The 22,384-nt window shown below is 37.1% G+C and carries 22 protein-coding genes; 20 read left to right on the forward strand and 2 right to left on the reverse strand.

Features of this window, described 5'->3' with window-relative positions:
- Positions 1-268 precede the first annotated feature (268 nt).
- From dnaA to B5D30_RS09735, 11 genes are all read left to right on the forward strand, one after another.
- The gene (gene dnaA, locus B5D30_RS09685) at positions 269-1,630 is read left to right on the forward strand and encodes a chromosomal replication initiator protein DnaA (RefSeq protein WP_078807874.1); all 1,362 of its coding nucleotides are present in this window, start codon (positions 269-271) and stop codon (positions 1,628-1,630) included.
- A 235-nt stretch (positions 1,631-1,865) separates the two neighbouring features.
- Positions 1,866-2,999 (forward strand): DNA polymerase III subunit beta, encoded by a 1,134-nt coding sequence (dnaN, locus tag B5D30_RS09690; RefSeq protein ID WP_078807875.1) that lies wholly within the window; start codon positions 1,866-1,868, stop codon positions 2,997-2,999.
- Between the two features lie 126 nt (positions 3,000-3,125).
- The gene (locus B5D30_RS09695; RefSeq protein ID WP_078807876.1) at positions 3,126-3,311 is read left to right on the forward strand and encodes a hypothetical protein; all 186 of its coding nucleotides are present in this window, start codon (positions 3,126-3,128) and stop codon (positions 3,309-3,311) included.
- A 238-nt stretch (positions 3,312-3,549) separates the two neighbouring features.
- On the forward strand, positions 3,550-5,958 hold the full coding sequence (gene gyrA, locus B5D30_RS09700) for a DNA gyrase subunit A (RefSeq protein ID WP_078807903.1): 2,409 nt from the start codon (positions 3,550-3,552) through the stop codon (positions 5,956-5,958).
- A 174-nt stretch (positions 5,959-6,132) separates the two neighbouring features.
- Positions 6,133-7,569 carry a polysaccharide deacetylase family protein gene (locus B5D30_RS09705; RefSeq protein ID WP_078807877.1) on the forward strand — a complete coding sequence of 479 codons (1,437 nt, stop codon included), beginning with the start codon at positions 6,133-6,135 and terminating at the stop codon, positions 7,567-7,569.
- 455 nt (positions 7,570-8,024) lie between these two features.
- Positions 8,025-8,318, forward strand: coding sequence for a 30S ribosomal protein S6 (gene rpsF, locus B5D30_RS09710; RefSeq protein WP_078807878.1), 294 nt, complete (start codon positions 8,025-8,027; stop codon positions 8,316-8,318).
- Between the two features lie 60 nt (positions 8,319-8,378).
- Positions 8,379-8,897 carry a single-stranded DNA-binding protein gene (gene ssb / locus B5D30_RS09715; RefSeq protein ID WP_078807879.1) on the forward strand — a complete coding sequence of 173 codons (519 nt, stop codon included), beginning with the start codon at positions 8,379-8,381 and terminating at the stop codon, positions 8,895-8,897.
- Between the two features lie 27 nt (positions 8,898-8,924).
- Positions 8,925-9,170 (forward strand): 30S ribosomal protein S18, encoded by a 246-nt coding sequence (gene rpsR, locus B5D30_RS09720; RefSeq protein ID WP_078807880.1) that lies wholly within the window; start codon positions 8,925-8,927, stop codon positions 9,168-9,170.
- A gap of 259 nt (positions 9,171-9,429) precedes the next feature.
- Entirely contained in the window at positions 9,430-11,400 is a 1,971-nt protein-coding gene (locus B5D30_RS09725) for a DHH family phosphoesterase (protein WP_078807881.1), read from the forward strand.
- 21 nt (positions 11,401-11,421) lie between these two features.
- Complete coding sequence (gene rplI / locus B5D30_RS09730; protein WP_078807882.1) at positions 11,422-11,874, forward strand: 50S ribosomal protein L9; 453 nt, start codon at positions 11,422-11,424, stop codon at positions 11,872-11,874.
- A gap of 358 nt (positions 11,875-12,232) precedes the next feature.
- Complete coding sequence (locus B5D30_RS09735) at positions 12,233-13,732, forward strand: helix-turn-helix domain-containing protein (protein ID WP_078807883.1); 1,500 nt, start codon at positions 12,233-12,235, stop codon at positions 13,730-13,732.
- Between the two features lie 61 nt (positions 13,733-13,793).
- On the opposite strand, the gene B5D30_RS13735 is transcribed toward B5D30_RS09735, so the two are convergent.
- Together B5D30_RS13735 and B5D30_RS09740 are read right to left on the reverse strand one after the other, a co-directional pair.
- Positions 13,794-13,961: a hypothetical protein gene (locus B5D30_RS13735; protein WP_159443284.1), complete on the reverse strand. Its 168-nt coding sequence runs from the start codon at positions 13,959-13,961 to the stop codon at positions 13,794-13,796.
- Between the two features lie 82 nt (positions 13,962-14,043).
- Positions 14,044-14,334: a hypothetical protein gene (locus B5D30_RS09740; protein ID WP_078807884.1), complete on the reverse strand. Its 291-nt coding sequence runs from the start codon at positions 14,332-14,334 to the stop codon at positions 14,044-14,046.
- Between the two features lie 209 nt (positions 14,335-14,543).
- Between B5D30_RS09740 and B5D30_RS09745 the strand changes: the two genes are divergently transcribed.
- The 9 genes from B5D30_RS09745 to fmt all read left to right on the forward strand — a co-directional run bounded on the left by B5D30_RS09745 (position 14,544) and on the right by fmt (position 22,228).
- On the forward strand, positions 14,544-16,250 hold the full coding sequence (locus B5D30_RS09745; RefSeq protein WP_159443285.1) for a patatin-like phospholipase family protein: 1,707 nt from the start codon (positions 14,544-14,546) through the stop codon (positions 16,248-16,250).
- Complete coding sequence (locus B5D30_RS09750) at positions 16,231-16,449, forward strand: YdbC family protein (RefSeq protein WP_078807886.1); 219 nt, start codon at positions 16,231-16,233, stop codon at positions 16,447-16,449. Before B5D30_RS09745 ends, B5D30_RS09750 begins: the two co-directional genes overlap by 20 nt.
- A gap of 23 nt (positions 16,450-16,472) precedes the next feature.
- Positions 16,473-16,610 carry a hypothetical protein gene (locus tag B5D30_RS13740; protein ID WP_159443286.1) on the forward strand — a complete coding sequence of 46 codons (138 nt, stop codon included), beginning with the start codon at positions 16,473-16,475 and terminating at the stop codon, positions 16,608-16,610.
- Between the two features lie 288 nt (positions 16,611-16,898).
- Entirely contained in the window at positions 16,899-17,183 is a 285-nt protein-coding gene (locus tag B5D30_RS09755; protein ID WP_078807887.1) for a hypothetical protein, read from the forward strand.
- A gap of 125 nt (positions 17,184-17,308) precedes the next feature.
- The gene (gene gmk / locus B5D30_RS09760) at positions 17,309-17,926 is read left to right on the forward strand and encodes a guanylate kinase (protein ID WP_078807888.1); all 618 of its coding nucleotides are present in this window, start codon (positions 17,309-17,311) and stop codon (positions 17,924-17,926) included.
- A 48-nt stretch (positions 17,927-17,974) separates the two neighbouring features.
- On the forward strand, positions 17,975-18,283 hold the full coding sequence (rpoZ, locus tag B5D30_RS09765) for a DNA-directed RNA polymerase subunit omega (RefSeq protein ID WP_078807889.1): 309 nt from the start codon (positions 17,975-17,977) through the stop codon (positions 18,281-18,283).
- Between the two features lie 77 nt (positions 18,284-18,360).
- Complete coding sequence (gene priA, locus B5D30_RS09770; RefSeq protein WP_268802115.1) at positions 18,361-20,754, forward strand: primosomal protein N'; 2,394 nt, start codon at positions 18,361-18,363, stop codon at positions 20,752-20,754.
- Positions 20,755-20,790: 36 nt separating this feature from the next.
- Positions 20,791-21,294, forward strand: a complete 504-nt coding sequence (def, locus tag B5D30_RS09775; protein ID WP_078807890.1) for a peptide deformylase — start codon at positions 20,791-20,793, stop codon at positions 21,292-21,294.
- The gene (fmt, locus tag B5D30_RS09780; RefSeq protein ID WP_078807891.1) at positions 21,287-22,228 is read left to right on the forward strand and encodes a methionyl-tRNA formyltransferase; all 942 of its coding nucleotides are present in this window, start codon (positions 21,287-21,289) and stop codon (positions 22,226-22,228) included. Before def ends, fmt begins: the two co-directional genes overlap by 8 nt.
- Positions 22,229-22,384: the final 156 nt, after the last annotated feature.

A 22,384-nucleotide genomic window follows, 5' to 3' on the forward strand; every position in this document is an offset into this window, starting at 1 on the left:
TTTTGCTGTTTTCACTCTCTTTTTTTCTTTTTCTTGTGGAAAAGTATATATTCCACTCTCTTTTTCCACATTTTTTCCTCCTCTTGTGGAAAACGTATTTCACCTCTGTGAAACTTTTTTCCACAAGAGCTGTTAGGGTGTGGAAAACTGCTACAAAAGATGATATGATAATAAAGCTGAATTGATAAAGTGCTGAAAAAAATGAAAAATTTAGAGCTTTAAAGTAGATGAAAAAAAACACCAAAAAGCTCAAAGGAGTTATAGAAGTATGGAAACTATTGATAAATTATGGGATGCATTAAGTGAATATTTACAGCATACCAAAAAATTGTCTCCTGTATTTATTAAAAACTTTGTCCTTACCACACGTCCAATTTCTTTAGAGAACGGCGTATTGACGATTGTCGTCCCCTCTGACGTGCATAAGGAATTTTGGGAAGGGGACTTAGCAGATGATATTACAGTCGTTGGGTATCACGTGACACGAAAAGAAATCATTGCAAAAGTTCTCACTGAAAGTGAAGTAAATACCGAGATACCTGATGTAAGAGAAGAAATAGCGGAATTTCTCCCTTCTGCTCAAGAAGAATTTCATGCAGAGGATGCCAAACTAAATGATCGCTATACATTTGAAAACTTTGTCGAAGGAAATAGCAACAAAGTCGCACACGCTGCTGCTTTAGCCGTTGCTACTAAGCCCGGTGTAACGTACAATCCATTGTTTATTTACGGTGGGTCAGGTCTTGGGAAAACGCATTTGATGCAAGCGATTGGACATGAAATTTTAAGCAACAATCCGCTTGCAAAAATTCGTTATATTACCGCAGAAAATTTCACCAATGAATTTGTCGAATCGATTCAGAAAAAGAAAATGTCTGAGTTCAGAGAGTACTTCCGAAATTTAGATTTGCTGATGATTGATGATGTGCAATTTATGCCAAGGGAAAGTCAGACAGAAGTTGAATTTTTCCATACCTTTGAACAGTTGATTAACAACGGAAAAGCAATCGTTATGACAAGTGACCGGCTGCCGAAAGATTTGGATAATTTTACTGACCGAAACGTTTCTCGTTTCCAAAAAGGTTTGATTATTGATATTGCTCCGGCTGATTATGAAACACGTTTAGCGATTTTGAGAAATATACTCAAGCGTGAAAAAATAGAAGAAGTAGACGATAAGATTTTGCAATTAATTGCTAGTCGCATTACAACACAAATTCGTGAGCTGGAAGGAGCTTGGACAACCGTTTATACGCAGGCGACCATTCGCAATAAAGAGATCACAACAGATTTTGTAGAAGAAATTTTGGCAACGTTAAATGGAGACAGCTATAACAGCACAAAAGAGATGACCATTCTCAGCATACAAACGGTTGTAAGTGAATTTTACGGCTTAACCGTGAAAGATTTGAAAGGGAAAAAACGGATCAAAGTCGTAACCACTGCCAGACAAATCGCCATGTATCTCTCACGTGAGCTGACAAAAGAGTCGCTACCAAAAATCGGAGCGGAGTTTGGCGGAAAAGATCATACAACGGTAATGTATGCGAGTAAAAATATCGAAAAACGTTTGAAAAATGATGAGAACTTCAAAAAAGAAGTGGATAAAATTCAATTTGCATTGAAATAGGCTGTGGAAAACTTTTCCACTTTTCCACAGCTTTTTCACAAGCAAAATCCTATCATACTCACATATCAAACAGTTTTTCTATTTTTCCACAGCTCCTACTACTACTATATTATTTAATAATATATATAGAGAGGGCACCACTAAAAATTCTCAAAAAATAAAAGAACATTAAGAAACATTGTAGAAAGCTAGTATTCTTTGGTATAATAAAGAAAAAATGAATGGAGGAAAGTGAATGTTACATTTTTCAATGAGTCGTGATGTATTTAAAAGTCAGTTATTGATTACAAGTAAAGCAATTGAAAGCAAAACAACCATGCCAATTTTAACAGGGGTGAAATTGTTATTAGTTGAGGATAAACTTACCCTTACAGGTTCAAATGTAGATATTTCGTTGATTACAACAATTGACATTAAAGATGAAAAAGCAGATATGAAAGTTTATGATAAAGGAGGAATTGTCCTAGATGCCAATTTCCTTTTGAAAATTATTTCTAGTTTACCTGAAAAGACTTTTACACTAGAAGTTTTAGAAAACTCACAAGTGCATATTACAAGCGGAAAAGCTGATTATGTGGTTAATGGTTTGGATATTGAAAACTATCCTCGCTTGCCTGAAGTGACAAGTCAAAAACCACTTACTTTGCCACTTGCATTAGTTAAACAAGTAATCAATGAAACAGTTTTTGCTGTATCCAAACATGAATCGAAACCAATTTTGACAGGGGTTCATCTCATGCTTCAAGATGCTACGCTAAAAGCTGTCGCAACAGATTCTCACCGTTTATCGCAACGCATTATTACTCTTGAAAACGACGGAGAAAACTTTGACGTTGTCTTACCAGGAAAAAGTTTGCAGCATATTAGCTCTATTTTCGGTGAAGAAAATGAAGAAATTACGCTACACATTACTTCTTCGCAAATTTTGTTTAAAACAGAAAATATCTCTTATTATTCTCGACTTTTGGAAGGAAATTATCCTGATACCGATCGCTTGATTCCTTCGCAATGTTCTACAAGTGTTACATTTGAAACGTCTGAAATCTCAAGTGCAATCAATCGTGCAAGTTTGATGAGTCACGAAGGGCAAAGCAATATCGTTCGTCTTGAAATCAAATCTGGAAAAATAACACTTTTTGGAAATTCACCAGAAGTAGGTCGATTTGATGAAGAATTGTCTCCTGAAAAAGTCGAAGGGGAAGATTTAACGATTAGTTTCAATCCTGACTATATGAAAGATGCCTTGCGTGCCTTTGGAAAAAGTCATATTGAAATTCAATTTATCGCTCCTATTCGTCCGTTTACTCTTCGTCCAACAGAAGAAAATGGAGAATTTGTGCAACTCATTACACCTGTTCGTACTTCTTAAAAATGAAATATTTTGAGTACGCTAAAGAAAAGTAAAACTATGTTTAGGGCAACTTTAAAAACTCTGCTTAAGGTTAAATTAGCTAGTTTTTAGAGTTACCCTTTAACTATTCATAGGAGAAATGTCATGAAATCTATCGCTAGAAGTATCTACTTGTCCACCTCTTTTTCGCTCGTTTTTGTTATTTATTATTGGTATTCAACAGATTCAGCTAGTTATAATCAAGCATTATGGCTATTTCCAATTGTGTTATTTCTTTTGGCAATTGTTCCTGTTTTGTTGGATTACAAAAAAAATAATGAAATCAAATAAATTATGGACACCTTTAAAATTAGCACACGCATTGCGTGTGTTTTTTCATTAGAGTTATCCTAAAGTTTTCTACCTCTAAGAAAAGGCAGGAAAAATCTCTATTTTCCTCATTTTCTTTTTGAGTACTTCGCAATTTACTGTTTTTTTGTGGTATAATAGTAAGGTATAGACCCTTTTTAAAAAGGAGAAGAAAAAAGTGGAAGATAAAAATATTATTGATGTAAATCTGAGTCAGGAGATGCGTGATAGCTTTATTGACTATGCGATGAGTGTTATCGTTGCTCGTGCCTTGCCAGATGTTCGAGATGGATTAAAACCAGTGCATAGACGTATTTTGTACGGAATGAATGAACTTGGTGTAACAAGTGATAAGCCACATAAAAAATCTGCTCGTATTGTTGGGGATGTAATGGGGAAATATCACCCACACGGTGACTCCTCTATTTACGAGGCTATGGTGCGTATGGCACAGCCTTGGAGTTATCGCCAAATGCTTGTAGACGGTCATGGAAACTTTGGTTCAATGGACGGAGACAAGGCAGCGGCAATGCGTTATACAGAGGCACGCATGAGCAAAATTGCCATGGAGATGTTGCGTGATATTAATAAAAATACTGTTGATTTCATCAGTAACTATGACGATACAGAACGTGAACCGCAAGTGTTGCCCGCAAGATTTCCTAATCTTTTAGTCAATGGAACGACAGGAATTGCGGTAGGGATGGCAACCAATATTCCACCGCACAATTTAGGTGAAACCATTGATGCAATCAATCTTGTCATGGAAAATCCTGATGTTACAGTAGCAGAATTAATGGAAGTGATTCCGGGTCCAGATTTTCCTACTGCTGCACTTGTTATGGGGAAAAGTGGTATTAGAAAAGCCTACGAAACAGGAAAAGGATCTATTACCATTCGCTCAAGAGTGGAAATGGAAGAAACATCAAGTGGGAAAGAACGCATTGTTGTAACGGAATTGCCGTATGTTGTCAACAAAGAAACGCTGGTCAAAAAAATTGCTGAATTGGTTCGTGATAAGCGAGTGGACGGCATTACTGCACTTCGTGATGAAAGTAATCGTGAAGGGATACGTGTAGTTATCGAAGTTCGCCGTGATGTATCAGCAAGTGTAGTATTAAACAATCTTTATAAAATGACTCAATTGCAAACAAGTTTTGGTTTCAATATGCTTGCTATTGTCAATGGTGCTCCTAAATTGCTTTCATTGAAACAAATTTTAGAGCATTATATCGAGCATCAAAAAGAAATTATTGTTCGCAGAACAGAATTTGACAAAGCAAAAGCAGAGGCTCGGGCTCATATTTTAGAAGGATTGCGAATCGCACTTGACCATATTGATGAAATTATTGCAATTATTCGTGGCAGTGAGACCGATTCTATCGCTCAAACGGAATTGATGAATCGTTTTGAGCTTTCTGAAAAACAATCGCAAGCAATTTTGGATATGCGTTTGCGTCGTTTGACAGGTTTGGAACGTGACAAATTAGAGGAAGAATACCAAAATCTTTTAGAATTAATCAAGGATTTAGCAGATATTTTGGCACGTCCAGAGCGTGTAGTTCAAATTATCAAAGATGAACTTTCAGAAATTCGTCGTAAATATGATGATAAGCGTAGAACGGAACTTCTAGTTGGTGAAGTCTTGAGTTTAGAAGATGAAGATTTGATTGAAGAAGAAGAAGTAATTTTGACCTTGTCGAATAACGGCTACATCAAACGCATGGCGGCAACAGAGTTTCGTGCTCAAAAACGTGGCGGTCGTGGCGTTCAAGGAATGGGTGTCAACGATGATGACTTTGTCAAAACTATTTTAGCAACGAATACTCATGACACGCTCCTATTCTTTACGAATAGAGGAAGAGTATTGCGTAGCAAAGGTTATGAAATTCCAGAATATGGCAGAAGTGCAAAAGGGATTCCAATTGTCAACTTGCTAGGAATTGACTCTAATGAAAAAGTGAAAATGATTCTTTCCGTTTCTGGTCAGGCTCAAGAAGGGCATCAGCTATTCTTTACAACAAAACAAGGAATTGTGAAACGTGTGAGTGCAGGAGAATTTGCGAATATCCGTTCTAATGGATTGAAAGCAATCAATTTAAAAGATGATGACGAGTTGATTAACGTAATTCCAACAGACGGGAAACAGACGATTTTCATTGCAACGGCAAATGGTTATTTAGTTCGTTTCGAGGAAGAAGTCGTGCGTTCTATGGGACGAACTGCCGCTGGTGTGCGTGGGATTCGTTTACGTGAAGGTGATTATGTCGTAGGTAGTGATGTTTTGACAGATGATAAAGAAGTATTGATTATCACAGAAAATGGCTACGGAAAACGTACAATTGGCTCAGAATATGCGGTAAAAGGTCGTGGCGGTAAAGGAATGAAAACTGCTAACGTAACCGAGAAAAACGGAAAACTTGTAGGTGTCGCAACGGTTGCAGGTGATGAGGACATTATGCTTATCAATGATAAAGGTGTAATCATTCGTTTTGCAGTCGCAGATGTTTCCCAAACAGGTCGTAGTACGCAAGGAGTAAAAGTTATGCGTATGGAAGACAATGCAAAAGTCGTAACAATGGCGATTACTGAAAAAGAAGAAACAAATGATGTAACTGAAGAAGAATAATATTGACAACAGGTTTAACGGAAAATGTTAAATCTGTTGTTTTTTCTTTTAGAAAAAATTGTTTCACGTGAAACATTAAAAAAATGTGAAACCACATGATATTCGTTGTAAAACAAGTAGGTTCTGTACTAAAATAGAAACATAGGTCAAAAAGGTAGAAGAGGGAAAATGTAGATGAAATTGAGAACAAAAATATTAATGAGTGTGGCAATTATTGCTGCTTTATCTGTTGGGGTTACTGCTGGTTTCATGATGAAATCTAATGAAGATTTACACGTTCAAGCAAGTCTTGAAGATAAAGTGAGGAGCAAAGTGGTAGAAGGTGTAGAAGAACATTCCATTCTTGAAAATGAAGAGTATCATATTGTTGTGGATTATCCAAAAACTGACAATGAAACAATCAATCAAGATTTGAAAACTTTTGCTGAAAGTAACATTAACGTGTTTAAAGCAAAAGCAAATCAGATAGACGACAAAAAGAAAAAAAATAGTGAGTTTCTCATGTCATTTGATACGACAAAAGCAGGAAATTTGCTTGGTTTTCGCTATGAGATGATTACGCAACTTGCATCTTCAAAAAATCAATCAACCGAAATGGAAACTCGAACATACAATTTAACTTCTGGAAAAATTGTTACGATTGCAGATGTATTTCAAGAGCAGGATGGTTTGAAATTAGTTTCGGAATATCTTTATAAGAAATTAGAGGCAAATGCTGAGGATAAAGAGGCATTGAAAAAAGGACTTACTCCAGATGTTCAAAATTATCAGCGTTTCTTACTAGACGAAGAAAATTTAACACTTTTCTTCACTCCGCAACAATTTGACAATAAAAATGCGAGTATAAAAGAATATAAAATTCCACTTGCGGTGATGACAAGTATTCTCAAACCAGAATTTGTGACTGAAAAAGCCAAACAAATGGCTACGTCTACGACAGAAGAAAAAATTCAATCCACTGAGATGACCGTATCGAAAGATCAATCATTGGTAGGGAAAAAATTAGTGGCTTTGACGTATGATGACGGACCAAGTCCAACTTCGACACCAGCGTTACTTGCTTACTTGAAAGAGCAAAATATTCCTGCGACTTTCTTCGTTTTGGGAAGTGAGGCGAGCAAGTATCCTGATATTGTGAAACAAGCATATGATAATGGCAACCAAATTGCTTCACACACGTATCATCATTTAAATTTACCAACTCTTTCTGCGGATAAGCAAAAAGAAGAAATTCATAATACAGAAGAAGTAATTGAAAAGATTATCGGTAAACGTCCGAATTTGATGCGACCGCCTTATGGTGCGTTCAATGAGCAAATTGCAACAGAGGCAAATTGTGGCATTGCTTTGTGGAATGTGGACTCGCTTGATTGGCAAAGTAAAAATCCTACGGCGATTTATAACACGATTACTGCGAATACATTTGACGGTAGTATCATTTTGATGCACGATATTTATATGACAAGTGTAGAGGGGACGAAACAAGTTGTGCCAGCGTTGAAAGCACAAGGTTATACTTTTGTGACACTGAATCAATTAATCGGTGCAAGAAGTGAATACAAGGCAGGTCAAGCCTATTATCTTGTAACGCCAGATGGGAAATTGAGATAAAAGAGAAATGCACGTTTATTCCTTAGGGGGAATGAGCGTGTTTTTTTTTTGGTCGCTGTTCGCAACAGCACTGGAAACTATGTTTCCAGCAAGTAAATGCTGTGGCTCACTACGACAAAACCCTGAACGCCCCTCTTCGCTTTTCTCTGTCTAGCTACGAGGGGCTGAAGTCTGGCAACTGCTCACCATGTCGCTTGAAGCTACGCTTCAATGCTAGTCTTTCAAGAATCTTTGGTTCTTAGAAAGATTGTATGCGAAACGAAGTGTAGTAGTAAATAAACGACATGGTTCGCTGTTGCAGACTTCAAACCGCCCCTCTTTGCTTTTCTTGTTATATAAAACTTGTCAAGTGGGGGAAAAAGGTGTATAATTTACTTTCGTGAGTAACTCGAAAGAGCTTGCTCCTTACGCAAGGAATTTTCTTGCGTCATAGACCATAAGGAGGTGCAAAATCAATGACAAACTACGAAATTCTTTACTTGATTCGTCCAAACATTGATGAGGAAGCAAAAGCTGCTTTGGTAGAACGTTTTGATACGATTTTGAAAGACAACGGTGGAGAAATCACTGAGTCTAAAGATTGGGAAAAACGTCGCTTAGCATACGAAATTCAAGGATTCCGTGAAGGAATCTACCATATCGTAAACGTTTCTGCTCTATCAACTGCTAATGCAATCAATGAATTTGATCGTTTAGCAAAAATCAATGACGATATCTTGCGTCACATGATTGTTAAATTAGAGGCTTAATTTAATACTGATGGAAATTGTTTCACGTGAAACAATCAAGAAATGAAAAGGAGGTGCGGTATGATTAATAATGTTGTTTTAGCTGGTAGATTAACAAAAGATGCTGAATTACGTTATACAGGTAGCGGACGTGCAGTGGCGACTTTTACTCTTGCAGTAAACCGTCAATTCACAAACGCACAAGGACAGCGTGAAGCAGATTTTATCAATGTCGTGGCATGGGGAAAAACTGCGGAAACTATTTCGCAATATACGCGTAAAGGTTCATTGATTGGCGTAACGGGTCGTATTCAAACGAGAAATTACGAAAATCAACAGGGACAGCGTGTGTATGTTACTGAAGTAGTAGCAGATAATTTTACATTCCTTGAAAGTCGTGGGTCAAATGAGCAACGTGGATTTGACAATGGCAACAATTTTGGTGGAATGCAACAACAAAATGCTCCTCAAGCGAATTACACGAATCAAACACCACCAGTTCAGACTGCTGCAAGTAATCAACAACCGAACTTCGCACGAGATGATATGTTTGGTGGAGATTCACCGATAGATATTCCGGATGATGATTTACCATTCTAAGCGAAACTACTAAAGGAGGAAAATACAATGGTACAACCACAACGTCGTCGTGGTGGCGGTCGTCGTCGCAAAAAAGTTGACTTCATCGCTGCTAACAAAATTGAGTATGTAGATTATAAAGATGTTGAATTGTTGAAACGTTTCATTTCTGAACGTGGAAAAATCTTACCTCGTCGTGTGACAGGTACAGGTGCAAAAAATCAACGTAAATTAACTGTTGCAATCAAACGTGCACGTATTATGGGATTACTTCCATTCGTTCAAGAAGATTAATCAGTAAATAGTTAAGAGGAGTGTTTCACGTGAAACATTCCTCTTTTTTTAGTAGTTTATCGCAGTGAACTATAATAATTATTTACTGCTACAACCTCGCTTTATAACATTTTTTATAACTCAAAGATTCGTTGAAAATTAGCAATTTAGTATAAGTGCGAGTTTTTAGATATTTACATATAAGAATGTTCGCCAGTATTATAAAAATTATGGTAAAATATAGTAATAGAAAAATATCAACGATTGGAGGTGGAGGTATATGAAGAAACCTACGAGAAAGGAAATACTGATTTTTGTTACTCTTGCTCTTTTCTTAATCATTTTTGGAATTCTTATTTTTCCGTATCAATGGATGATTTTGATTTGGATTTTTGTCATAGCAATGGGTATCTATTATTTCACTTGGAGAATAATGGGAGCTATGCACATAGAAAATCGAGAAGTGATTCGGCAAGTGACTGATTATGCAGAGGAAAGTACAAAGCAAGTGTTAGAAACAATGCCACTTGGGGTATTGCGATACAATCGTGAAAATCAAGCACTTCTTTGGCTCAATCCTTATGCTGATTATGTATTTACAGGTCAGCAGGAAGAATTAAATAGCGAGAAAATACGAGAAATTCTTGCACTGAATGAACAAGAGAAAAATTTTATGGATATTGGTGAAAAACAATATTACTTTTATATCCATAAAGAAGAAGGGCTGATTTATTTTATTGATGTAAGTAATGAACAATCTCTACGTCAAGAAATCCAAAATCGTCAGCTCGTTGTAGGTGTGATTTCTGTTGACAATTATGATGATGTAACAGAAAATATGGAGGAAAAAGAAACCTCAATATTAAATAGTATGATTACTTCAATTGTCAGTGATTGGTTGAATGAACATAAAGTATTCTCGAAAAGATTGAACAGGGAAAAATATTTCTTCGTTGCTCGCTATAAAATCTTGAAAAATATGATGAATCAAAATTTCCAATTGATTGATGACTTCAGAGAGAAAATGGTTGAAAATAACACACCGCTCACTCTTTCTATTGGCGTAGGCTTTGGTATGGCTTCTCCTAAATATATCGGAGAAATTGCCAATAATAATCTTGAGATAGCCCTTGTTCGTGGGGGAGATCAAGTGGTGGTGAAAGAAGATGTAGAAACGAGTAAACCACTTTATTTCGGTGGAAAAAGTGATTCTGTTGTGAAACGTACTCGCGTAAGAACGAGAGCCATGGCAACTGCTTTGAAAGGTATTTTACAAGATACCGAGGAAGTTTATATCATGGGACATCGTTTTCCAGATATGGATGCAATCGGTGCCTCATTTGGTATGCTCTATCTTGCACGAATGTTTGGGAAAACAGCGTATGTTGTATTGGATAGTAAACAATTTATTCATGATGTAGAGCGTTGCATGGAGGAAATCAAAGAATACCCTGAATTATTTGATTGCGTTGTTACGCCAGAATATGTCAAAGAAAATCGTAGAGAAAATAGTTTGCTTGTAATGGTAGATTATAATAAACCTGTACTTTCGATTTCAAAAGAAGTGTATAGTTTATTTGAAAAAATCATTGTCATTGACCACCATAGACGAAGTGATGAATTTCCTCAAAGTCCACTTTTAAGTTATATTGAAAGTGGAGCAAGTAGTGCAAGTGAATTGATTACCGAATTGATTCAATATCAATCAACAAAAACCACTCGTATTTCTAGAATTGAGGCAACGTTATTAATGGCGGGAATTGTGGTTGATACTAAAAGTTTTCAAATGCGTACGACAAGTAGAACGTTTGATACAGCGAGTTTCTTGCGGAGCATGGGAGCGGACAATAGTAAAGTTCAGGCATTGCTATCAAGTGATTTGCAAAGTTATATGGAAATGAATGAATTAATTTCTTCCAATGAAAAAATAACTGAAGAGATGATTATCGCTTGTGGTGATGATGATAAAGTGTATGATAGCGTGACAAATGCGAAAGCAGCAGATACCATTCTTTCACTCAATGGCGTGGAGGCAACATTTGTCATTAGTCGAAGAAATCATGAGACCGTGGGTATTTCCGCTAGAAGTAAAGGAAAAGTGAACGTGCAGGTACTTATGGAAAAACTCGGCGGTGGCGGACATTTCAATAACGCAGCAGTCCAGATGAAAGAAATCACTACATCTGCTGCTAAGGCGAAATTAGTTGAGGCGATTGAACTGAAAAAGGATGATATTTACAATAAAAATTAGTATAGAAGGAAGTGTGAATTTATGAAAGTGATATTTTTACAAGATGTGAAGGGAAAAGGAAAAAAAGGAGAAGTAAAAGAAGTACCAACTGGCTATGCGAATAACTTTTTGCTGAAAAAAGGGTTAGCAAAAGAGGCGAGCAATAGTGCAATGAGCGAGTTGCGTGGGCAACAAAAAGCGAAAGAAAAGCATGACGCAGAAGTGTTGGCAGAGGCAAAACAATTGAAAGGTGTCATTGAGGACGAGAAAACAGTTGTAGTCATTACAGCTAAAGCTGGAGAGGATGGTCGTTTGTTTGGTTCTATTCCGACAAAACAAATTGCTGAGGCGATTGAAAAGCAGTTCAATTTGAAAATTGACAAACGTAAAATGGAATTAGACAACCCAATTCGTTCGCTTGGATTTACCAACGTACCTGTGAAATTACATCACGAGGTAACCGCAGTGATTCGTGTACAGGTGAAGGAGAAGTAATTTTTTTAAGTGAACCTCTAAAAAGAGGGTAGAATGGATTTTTCTACCTTCTTTTTATTTAACCTTCTTTAATTAGAAAAAACAAGCAAATAAAAGGTAGATTATCATGAAAACTTAATGACGTTACTAAAAAAATACAAAATATCTTATAAAAACAGATATTTGTTTTTAAAAAATATGTAAAAGATTAATTTTTTCCAAAAATGATGTATAATTTGCATATGGGTAACAAGGGGGATACTATTTTGGGGAAATGTATGTTATTGTCCGTATGTCATGCTTTTTCATATGGTTATTCTTTTGTTATCTCGTTAGATTAATTTTTTTCTAAAAAAAGGGTGAAAAGGGGTAGAAAGAAATGCTATTTGATGAGTTGTTTTTAAAGGAAAACGAGAAAAGAAGAGTTGAGCTGCTAAAGGAAATTAATTTTCTTGGCGAGGGGATTCACAGCTTGAATACCATACAGGAGACGATGAATTTGACTTATCATCAAATCATTCGTATCTTGAATGAAATCAAAGATGACTTTGATAGATTTGGTTTTGATGAGGATAGTTTCATTTACAAAACAGGGGATATTCAAACGACAAAATTTCTTCCGCAGGTTGACAAGTATCGTGCGTATTTATTACAAGATTCTCCACCATTTAATTTTCTTTTAAGTGTGTTAAATATGGAGGAAATGTCCATTGATGAATTTTGTAAAAAATATGACTACGCACAATCTACTGTCACACGACGGATGAGTAAGTTAGTAGGATTTGTCAGAAAATTTGGTCTTAGGTTTACGCACAATCCTATTAATATTGTAGGCGACGAGGGAAAAGTTCGGATGTTTTTATACCGAGCAATTTGGATAGGGATTCGCGGAAATTATTGGCCGTTCCAAATGGAAATTCATTCACAAGATCAATATTTAGAAGAATACCTCATTCAAAATGGTCAAGAGTTGATTACACGTGAGGAAGTGCGTTTTGGGTTGATTATTTCTGCTATTCGCTACCAGCAAGGTCATGTTTTTGATGTACCGCTACGCTTGGCAGAATTTAAAGAAAAAATACCTGCGTTCAAACGTATTGAAAACTTTGACTGTCTGCCTTTTCGTACAGAAGAAGACAGGAAAAAAGAGTTCCATCAAATGGTTTTAACCAGCACGTTCCGCAAATATACGATTCATGAGAAATTTCAGTTTTCCAATACAATTGGGATTGAAAATTTCTATGAAAGCAATGATTTTCTCGCAAGATTTACAAGAGAAATGTGCGAGGAGTTGATTGAAAAGCATAAATTGCCAGTGGTTGAGGAACATCTGGAGGACTTTATGGAAGAGTTGCTTTATGAAAATTACTTTTTCTACGTTGTGCCAAATCCTTATCCAACGACAGAATATTTTACAGGCATTGCAATGGAAAACAATCGAAATTACATTTACACAAAGGAAATGGTTCGCAAATATTATAATAATAACAGCATGAAATTTCAGCGGGCATTTAAACATTTGGATGTAGAGTTTTATATCGACCGTGTAGGAAGAGTGCTTTTCTACTATATGAAAAAAGTAAGACAAAATACTCAAAAAGTCCATGTTGCATTATTTATGGAAAATGACGTTGCATTTCGTCCAAGAATTATTGCAGGCTTGCAAAATTTCCGTAACGTTGAGCTTTATGAATATTGCGAGGAAAACTCAGACCAGTACGATTTGATTATTTATACTTGTTCTTTGTTGAAAACCAAAAAACACTTAACAGAGTTATTCCACTGGGAATATGATTTCAATGAACAGCATATGATTAGTATATTTAACAAAGTGCATCAATTAACAATTGAAAAACAAAAACTAGAGTTTTATGTATAGAGTCTAACCTAAATAAAAAGGTTGTAACCTATTCTTTCGTGAATGTGTTACAACCTTTTTATTATTTGTTAAATACGACAATCGCACGAATTTCGTCTCCCATAACTGAGTTACTTCTTTCATGAGAAATGGAAACAATCGTGAGCTTGTTTTCTTCTGCATACTGGCTTACTTTTTCGATAAGAGCTGTAATACCATTTGCTTTGAACTTTTTGATTTCTTGGTTCATAAGAATGCCTCTATTCTATTTTATTTAATCTACTATAAATTAAGAGTAAGCTAAAATAGAAGTTATTGCAAGAGAAAACTCTTTACTTCCGGATACTGATTTTCCGAATGTTTTTCATGCGAATCACTAAAAAAGTGTTTGCTTTTATCACTTTTAAAACGATTGTATCCAGATCATTGATTTTGACAATCCAACCTGCTAACGTTTCAATTTTTTGATTTTCCGTTTCTACTTGAAGAACCGTATAGTTTTTATTTTGTTCAGCATATGTTAATGTGTTTAAAACACTGGTGAAATCTTCTTTTTCATCATCAAGAAATTGCAACAAAAAATTACGTGCAGATTCTCTAAGATGTAATTTTTTCTGTTCCATTCGCCTCTCCTTAACTACCAAGATGTGAAATTCATTATACAATGTGAATGTTTTAAGTGCAAGATGTAGTGTATTCATTTAAAGAAAAGTAAAAGAGGTGTAAAATAAAGGTAATGTAAGGGCAACTCTAAAAACTCGCACTTATCCTAAATTGCTAGTTTTAAGCGGAGTTTTTAGAGGTGCCCATAAAAAAATAAATGAGGTTTTCCATGAAAACAAGATTTCTAAGAGCAAGTGAAGTAGAAAAATTAGATGAGTTTCGTATGAATGGTTGGGGTGTTTTGCCGTTTTTTGAGAGTTTGACACTTGAACTTAGTGAAATTCTTCGACTAGTTTTAAGGCAAAATTATATGGATACTTCTTTGACTAAACCTCGTAGTGAGGAGTTGGCAATTGGTATTTTTGATAAGGAAAATTTGTGCGGAATTTTGCGTGCAAAAGTAGAGAAGGACAAGCTAATTGTCAAAAGTGTTGTTTTATTGCAGACTTCTAACGTGAGTTGGGAAATGCTTTTTACTACGCTAGAGAAAATAGCACGCACAATGGAAGTGGATTTTCTTTGTTTACAATTGGAAAAAGAGTTGTCGCCCGATCAAGCAGAACAGCTGACTAAGTTTGGTTTTGAAAAGAATAATAGAGGGTTTCAGAAATCTATTTGTTCCGTTAATGCCTATGTATTTGGTGGTGGAGGAGCAAGAGGGAGCTATGCAATCGGGGTGTGGAAATTTTTTGAGGAGCATGGATTTGATGCAGAAATTGTCACAGGAACAAGTATTGGAGCGGCAAGTGCTGGGCTTTTTGATAGTGGTGGGTTAGAGCGTGCTACGGAGCTTTGGGAGGAAATTGGGACAGAGAATATTTTAGATTTTGATCAAGGAGAAGACATTCAGGAGAGCATGACGAGTATGCTTAAAAGTGTTGCAAAAATGGGCGTTACAAGTGTCAAGGAAACAGGTATTTCAGTAGCACCGATTTATGAGACGATAAAAAAATATTATGATTTTGATAAAATGGCAAAATCAGATAGAAAAATTTTTATTGTGACGGTTGAATTTCCGAGTATGGAAGAGGTCGTTGTAAATCTCAAAGAGAAACCTCGTAAAGAATGGGTGGATTGGTTGATTGCCTCAGGAAGTTTTTTTCCAATTATGGAGGCAAAGGAAATTCAGGGAAAATATTATATTGACGGTGGTTATCGCAATAATTTGCCGATAGATATAGCAGAAAATCTAGGGGCAAATCGTATTGTTGCAATAGATGTGCAAGGTCCCGGAATAGATAAAACGAAATTAATCGCTCCAAAAGAAGTGACGGCGATTGAAATGTTTCGTTCGGCTTGGACGTTGGGGGCGATTTTGCATTTTGATTCATTGCGAAGTAGCGACAACATTCAACTGGGGTATCTCGAGGCTTACAGACGGTATTCATTGGCATTTGGGTATTGGTACACGCTTGTTGAGGAAAATCTGGAGGAGAAATTGCAAAGTTTGTGGCAAGAATTTGTTGCGACTTCTCCGCTTGAGATTGAGGAAAATAGTTTATTTGCAAAAGTTGAGAAAGTTTATAAATCGGAAGTCTTTCGTGAAAATCTTCCGTTAGCGTTATTGGAATTGCTCGGAAAAAATGCAAATCTCTCTCCACTTAGAATGTATTCTTTGGAAGAATTTGTTTTAGAACTCAATCAAAATGAATCAACTTTACCTGTTGTAAAGTCAATGTTTGAGTGGACAAATGAATATTATCAACAATTTTTCTTATTAAGCGACAATAAGCGAGCAGAAAAATTAAAAGAGATTTATAATATAAATAGTGCAAACGAAAGAAAAAAGCGTATTTTAAGAGTAGGAATGATTTTTCCACTAGATACGATTTTAATTTTATGGGAGGAATTTTTACATGACAGAATTTACATTTAAAATTGAGGAGCAATTACTCGTATTGAGCGAAAACGCAAAAGGATGGACGAAAGAGCTGAATCGTGTAAGTTTCAACGGTGCCGAGGCAAAATATGATTTGCGAGCATGGAGTCCAGACCACAGCAAAATGGGTAAAGGAATCACGCTATCAAACGAAGAATTTGAAAAACTAAGAAAAGAACTCGCAAACGAGAAGTAGCACGAAAAGCGAAGAGGGGCGTTTTGAAGTCTGTGGCAGTGAGCCGTGCCGTTTACTTGCTTGAAACGAAGTTTCAAGCGGCACAGCGAACAGCCACCAGACTTCAGCCCCTCGCAGCTAGACAGAGAAAAGCGAGCGGGGCGTTCAGGAGGTTGTCGTAGTGAGTCACGTCGTTCATTTACTCGAAACGGAGTTTCGAGCGACGTTGCGAACAGCGACCAACCTCCTGCCCCTCGCAGCTAGACAAAGAAAAGCGAGCGGGGCGTTCAGGAGTTGGTGACAGCGAACCACATCGTTTATTTACTACTACACTTCGTTTCGCATACAGTCTTTCTAAGAATCAAAGATTCTTGAAAGACTAGCATTGAAGCGAAGCTTCAAGCGACATTGTGAACAGTTGCCAAACTTCAGCCCCTCGCAGCTAGACAAAAGACAAGGAGAAAACCAAAATGGGCAAATATTATAATGTAGCATTTCACGTGTTAAATGACCGTGTTTTAGTAAAAAAAGAGGTTTATTCAGAAAAAGAACCATTTGATGTTTGGGAGGACGCTTGTACAAAAGTGAGCGAAAAACATTTGTATTTATTCGTGGATGATCAATTTATCACGCTTGATCGTCAATACGTTGTGCGTGTGGACGTGCGTGAGGTTGACAACCCAATGGATAAAGAAATGAAACGCAAAGGATTAGCCGAAGGTGTTGTACAAAAATTATCAGATATGGGCTTTTAAAAGTAGCCTTATAGAAAATAACGATTTTGTCGTCTTAATTTAGGCTAGCCTTAAAGAATTACTTTACACAACCTGCTTTTGCGTGTTATTATCAATCTAAATATATTTTTAAAAGTGAGGGTAATATGACACGAGGTTTGCTAATTGTTTTCTCTGGGCCTAGCGGCGTCGGAAAGGGAACGGTACGAAAAGAAATTTTTGATACACCGAGCCATTCATTTGAATATTCGGTTTCAGCAACGACTAGAGCCAAAAGAGAGGGCGAAGTAGATGGTGTAGACTACCATTTTATCAGTCGTGAAGAATTTGAAAAAATGATTGAAAACGGGGAAATGCTAGAGTATGCTGAGTATGTTGGCAACTATTATGGTACCCCACTTAAATATGTAAACGAAACGTTAGACAAAGGAAAAGATGTTTTCCTTGAAATCGAGGTGAAAGGTGCTTTACAAGTGAAAGAAAAAGCACCTGATGGTGTGTTTATCTTTTTAACACCGCCAGATTTAGCCGAATTGAGAAAACGAATCACAGGTCGTGGCACAGATTCGCCAGAAGTGATTGAACAGCGTATGCAAACCGCCAGAGAGGAAATTGAAATGATGAGCCTCTATGACTATGCCGTTGTCAATGACGAAGTACATCACGCAGCAGAACGTGTGAAAAACATTATCAAAAGCGAACATTTTCGTGTCAACCGTGTGATTGGCAAGTATAAAGAAATGCTAGAAGAATTTAGCGTTTAATTAGAGGTACCCTAAACATATTTCAAAAAAATAAGGAGGACTTTCCCTATGATGTTAAAACCATCTATTGATACGTTATTAGACAAAGTTAATTCAAAATATTCGCTTGTGATTTTATCTAGCAAGCGAGCTCATGAGCTTGAGGCTGGCAATATGCCGACTATGGAGAGCTTTCAGTCAGTTAAGCCAGTTTTAAAGGCACTTGAAGAAATTGAAGCAGGAACAGTAACCAATCATCCAGATCCTGAAGGAAAACGTGAGCTTATTCGCAAAGAAGAAGAAGCGAGACGTAAAATTGCTGAAGAGGAACAAGAAAAGCTCAAAAAGCAAATCGAAGAAGAACAAGGCAATATGTAACGGAAAGGAGTTTGGAGCATTTTTGTTTCAAACTTTTTCCTTTAGAGATACCACTAAAAAAAGAGGGAGGTGAGAAAGTGTTTGCTGAAGTAATTGTAGATGTGCCAGCTTTTCAGACGGATATGCCTTATACTTATCGTATTCCAAAAGAATTTGAGCAAGATTTGATGTGTGGTATGCGTGTTCATGTTCCATTTGGAAATGGCAATCGTTTGATTATGGGCTTTGTCGTTGGTTTTCAAGATGAATGTGATTTAGAAGAAATCAAAGAAATTCAAGAAGTGTTAGATATTGCTCCTGTTTTAAATGAGGAGTTGCTTTCCCTTGCGGATTTTATGAAAAACTCTACGTTTTCTTTTAAGATTTCGTGTATGCAGACAATGTTACCTGCGATGTTAAAGAGTAAGTATGAAAAATTCATTATTCCAACGGATGAGTCGGCGAGCGAATATTTTAATGGAAAACCAGATCTTTCGTTTAAAGAAGTGCAGGAAAATGGACAATTGCCTTTGTTTTTACGTTTGAGAAAAGAGGGATTGGTGGATTTGAAATATCTTGCCACCTCAAAAGAAACGATAAAAACTGAGCGTATGGTGCGTTTGTTGCTCTCTAGTGAAGAATTGTCCAAAGAATTGGCAAATGTAAGAGTATCAGCTAAGCAACAAAAACGATTGTTAGAGTTTTTTTCAGAAAACGAACGAACTATTTTTTCAGCGAAAGAATTGTCAACGGAGGGTATTTCGTCTAGTACGTTAAAAACTGCACAAGATAAAAAATGGGTGGAAATTTTTGCTCAAGAAGTCAGAAGAAATCCATTTAAAGATGCGAAAATTCTTCCAACAAGTGCGATGAAATTAAATGCTGAGCAAAAAATTGCAACGGAGAAAATTTTACAAGCGGCAGATGAGGAAAATTCCAAAGTTTTTCTACTTGAGGGAATTACAGGAAGTGGAAAAACGGAGGTTTATTTGCAAGTGATTGCCAATGTTCTTGAGCAGGGGAAAACAGCGATGATGCTTGTGCCAGAAATTTCGTTGACACCGCAAATGGCGAGTCGTTTTAAAAGCCGATTTGGTGATGATGTGGCGGTTCTTCATTCCGCTCTTTCAATGGGGGAAAAATATGATGAATGGCGACGTGTGGAGGCAGGCAAAGCAAAAGTAGTAGTCGGAGCGAGAAGTGCCGTATTTGCACCGCTTGAAAATATTGGTGTCATTATCATAGATGAAGAGCATGAGGCAGTCTACAAACAAGACAATGCTCCACGTTACCATGCTCGTGATATTGCGATTTGGCGAGGGATTTATCATCATTGTCCAGTCGTTTTAGGCAGTGCAACGCCAAGCCTAGAAAGTCGAGCGAGAGCATATAAAAATGTCTATGAATTGTTGCTTTTAACCCAAAGAGCAGTAAATGGCGCCCAATTACCAAATGTGGAAGTCGTTGATTTTCGTGAGGAATTTGGTCAAAGTGGTACAAATATTTACACTAAGCGACTTTTGGAAAGAATAAGTGAAGTTACTTCAAAAGGAGAGCAGGCAGTTTTATTGCTCAATCGTCGTGGATTTTCTAGTTTTATGCTTTGTCGTGATTGTGGTTTCGTGCTAAAATGCCCGAATTGTGACATTTCCTTGACTTTGCATATGGATACGAAAACTATGCGTTGCCACTATTGTGGGCATGAAGAAGGGATTCCAAACTCTTGTGGCAATTGCAACAGCAAACGAATCCGTTACTATGGTACTGGAACGCAAAAGGCAGAGCAGGAGTTATTGGAGCATTTGCCGCATTTACGGATTTTGCGAATGGACGTGGATACTACGAGAAAAAAAGGGGCTCATGAGAAATTATTAGAGCGATTTGGCAACAAAGAGGCAGATGTTTTGCTTGGCACACAAATGATTGCCAAAGGGCTTGACTTTGAAAATGTTACCCTTGTAGGCGTGCTAAATGCGGATACGGGGTTAAATTTGCCAGATTTTCGAGCGAGTGAGCGGACGTTTCAGTTGTTGACACAGGTGGCAGGTCGTGCAGGACGTGGACAAAAACAAGGTGAGGTACTTATCCAAACCTACAATCCAACGCATTATGCCATTGAGTATGCAAAAAAACAAGATTATGAAGATTTTTATCGAAAAGAAATGGGCTTGCGACATCTTGCAGGTTATCCTCCGTTTTATTTTACCGTGCAAATTACGGCAAGTCACAAAGAAGAAAATCTTGCATCGAAAGCAATGTATGAAATTTTTTTGAGAATTAAGCAGTCTTTAAGTGATACTGCAACGGTTTTAGGTCCAAGTCCGAAATCTATTGCACGTGTGAACAATCAATATTTTTATCAACTTTTGATAAAATATAAAAAAGAGGAACGTTTAGAAATTGTCCTAAAGGAAATTTTGGAAGAAATGCAGCAGGAAAGTTTGCGAGGTTTAACGATTTCAATTGACCGAGAACCGTTGAGTTTTATGTAACACTGAATATTTTATAGGTAGAGGGAGAATTAAAAAATGATTTTAGAGGTAGTGAAAGCACCAGACAAAAGTCTGCATAGAAAAACAGAAGTTATTGAAGTAGTAGATGAAAAGTTAGAAAAACTTTTGGACGATATGTACGAAACCATGGTGGAAAACGACGGAATTGGCATTGCAGCTCCTCAAGTTTCCAGTAGAAAACGAGTAGCTCTCGTGCAATTAACGCCAGAGGACGAATTGTTTACGTTGATTAACCCAGTAATCACGAAAAAAAGTGGGAGTGATATTTTTGTTGAAGGGTGTTTGAGTATTCCTCATGTCTTTGGTACAGTAGAACGTGCGGAAGAAATTGTCGTTGAATTTCATGAGCGAAGTGGCAACTTTGTGGAAATGGAGGCATCAGGTTTTTTAGCTCGAGCGATTCAGCACGAAGTAGACCATTTGGACGGTATTTTATTTACAGAAAAAATGATTGAGCGGATTCCAGAAGAAGAGCTAGAAGATTATTACCAAAAATATGAGGAAGAACACAATGACTAAAGTAGTATTTATGGGAACTCCACAGTTTGCAGTACCTATTTTAGAAGGTTTAGTAAAAAGTGGTGTGGAGATTTCTTTTGTGGTCACACAACCTGATAGACCTGTCGGTCGAAAAAAAGTTTTGACACCGCCACCTGTCAAAGTTTGTGCGGAAAAAAATGGGCTACGTGTGTTGCAACCAGAGCTGATTTCCAAAAGCGAAGAGCTAGAAATTCTCATGCAGACGGAATTTGATTTGATTATCACCGCAGCATTTGGACAATTTTTGCCTGAGAAATTGTTGCACCACGCAAAAGTTGGTGCGATAAATGTTCATGCTTCACTTTTGCCGAAATATCGTGGCGGAGCACCCGTGCATTATGCAATTATGAATGGCGATGAAGAAATTGGCGTGACGATTATGGAAATGGTCAAACAAATGGACGCAGGCGATATGCTGGCAAGTCGTTCAATTCCGATTACAGATAGTGATGATGTCGGGGTGATGTTTGAAAAATTGTCTCTTTTAGGTCGAAATTTATTGCTAGAAATATTAGAGGATTATCTTGCTGGAAAGATTCAAGGGATTGCTCAAGACGAAACAAAGGTGAGCTTTAGCCCGAATATTACACGTGAGCAAGAAGTGATAGATTGGAGCAAATCGGCAAGAAGTGTGTTCAATCAAATTCGCGGACTCCACCCTTTTCCAGTTGCACATACGACATGGGAAGAAAAACGTCTGAAAATCTACAAAGCTACCCTCCCAGTTGCACAAGCGACAGGAGAAGTAGGAGAAGTTGTTAAACGAGAAAAAAATAGCTTGTGGATTATCGCAGGCGACCAACAAGTTGTCGCACTAGAAGAAGTTCAGCTTGCAGGTAAAAGCAAAATGAACATTCAAGAATTTTTAAACGGCGTAGGACAAAAAATAAAAATAGGCGACAAACTAGGATAACCCCAAACTCTAAACTTTTGAGCCCCCTACACTCAAAAGTTTGGTACATAAGCCGAAAAGCGGAGTGGGGCGTTTTGAAGTCTGTGGCAGTGAGCCGTGCCGTTTACTTGCTACTACACTTCGTTTCGCATACAGTCTTTCTAAGAATCAAAGATT

Origin of the sequence: Pilibacter termitis (assembly GCF_900167335.1) — a bacterium.
In the GTDB taxonomy this organism is placed as follows: Bacteria; Bacillota; Bacilli; order Lactobacillales; family Streptococcaceae; genus Pilibacter; species Pilibacter termitis.

Coding starts and splice junctions, on each gene's coding strand:
- B5D30_RS09725 (WP_078807881.1), top strand. CDS start 9,430: ATGAAGAAACCTACGAGAAAGGAAATACTGATTTTTGTTACTCTTGCT.
- rpsF (WP_078807878.1), top strand. CDS start 8,025: ATGACAAACTACGAAATTCTTTACTTGATTCGTCCAAACATTGATGAG.
- gyrA (WP_078807903.1), top strand. CDS start 3,550: ATGCGTGATAGCTTTATTGACTATGCGATGAGTGTTATCGTTGCTCGT.
- B5D30_RS09755 (WP_078807887.1), top strand. CDS start 16,899: ATGGGCAAATATTATAATGTAGCATTTCACGTGTTAAATGACCGTGTT.
- ssb (WP_078807879.1), top strand. CDS start 8,379: ATGATTAATAATGTTGTTTTAGCTGGTAGATTAACAAAAGATGCTGAA.
- B5D30_RS09740 (WP_078807884.1), bottom strand. CDS start 14,334: ATGGAACAGAAAAAATTACATCTTAGAGAATCTGCACGTAATTTTTTG.
- B5D30_RS09705 (WP_078807877.1), top strand. CDS start 6,133: ATGAAATTGAGAACAAAAATATTAATGAGTGTGGCAATTATTGCTGCT.
- B5D30_RS09735 (WP_078807883.1), top strand. CDS start 12,233: ATGCTATTTGATGAGTTGTTTTTAAAGGAAAACGAGAAAAGAAGAGTT.
- B5D30_RS09750 (WP_078807886.1), top strand. CDS start 16,231: ATGACAGAATTTACATTTAAAATTGAGGAGCAATTACTCGTATTGAGC.
- dnaA (WP_078807874.1), top strand. CDS start 269: ATGGAAACTATTGATAAATTATGGGATGCATTAAGTGAATATTTACAG.
- gmk (WP_078807888.1), top strand. CDS start 17,309: ATGACACGAGGTTTGCTAATTGTTTTCTCTGGGCCTAGCGGCGTCGGA.
- fmt (WP_078807891.1), top strand. CDS start 21,287: ATGACTAAAGTAGTATTTATGGGAACTCCACAGTTTGCAGTACCTATT.
- B5D30_RS13735 (WP_159443284.1), bottom strand. CDS start 13,961: ATGAACCAAGAAATCAAAAAGTTCAAAGCAAATGGTATTACAGCTCTT.
- B5D30_RS09695 (WP_078807876.1), top strand. CDS start 3,126: ATGAAATCTATCGCTAGAAGTATCTACTTGTCCACCTCTTTTTCGCTC.
- rplI (WP_078807882.1), top strand. CDS start 11,422: ATGAAAGTGATATTTTTACAAGATGTGAAGGGAAAAGGAAAAAAAGGA.
- B5D30_RS09745 (WP_159443285.1), top strand. CDS start 14,544: ATGAAAACAAGATTTCTAAGAGCAAGTGAAGTAGAAAAATTAGATGAG.
- rpsR (WP_078807880.1), top strand. CDS start 8,925: ATGGTACAACCACAACGTCGTCGTGGTGGCGGTCGTCGTCGCAAAAAA.
- def (WP_078807890.1), top strand. CDS start 20,791: ATGATTTTAGAGGTAGTGAAAGCACCAGACAAAAGTCTGCATAGAAAA.
- dnaN (WP_078807875.1), top strand. CDS start 1,866: ATGTTACATTTTTCAATGAGTCGTGATGTATTTAAAAGTCAGTTATTG.
- rpoZ (WP_078807889.1), top strand. CDS start 17,975: ATGATGTTAAAACCATCTATTGATACGTTATTAGACAAAGTTAATTCA.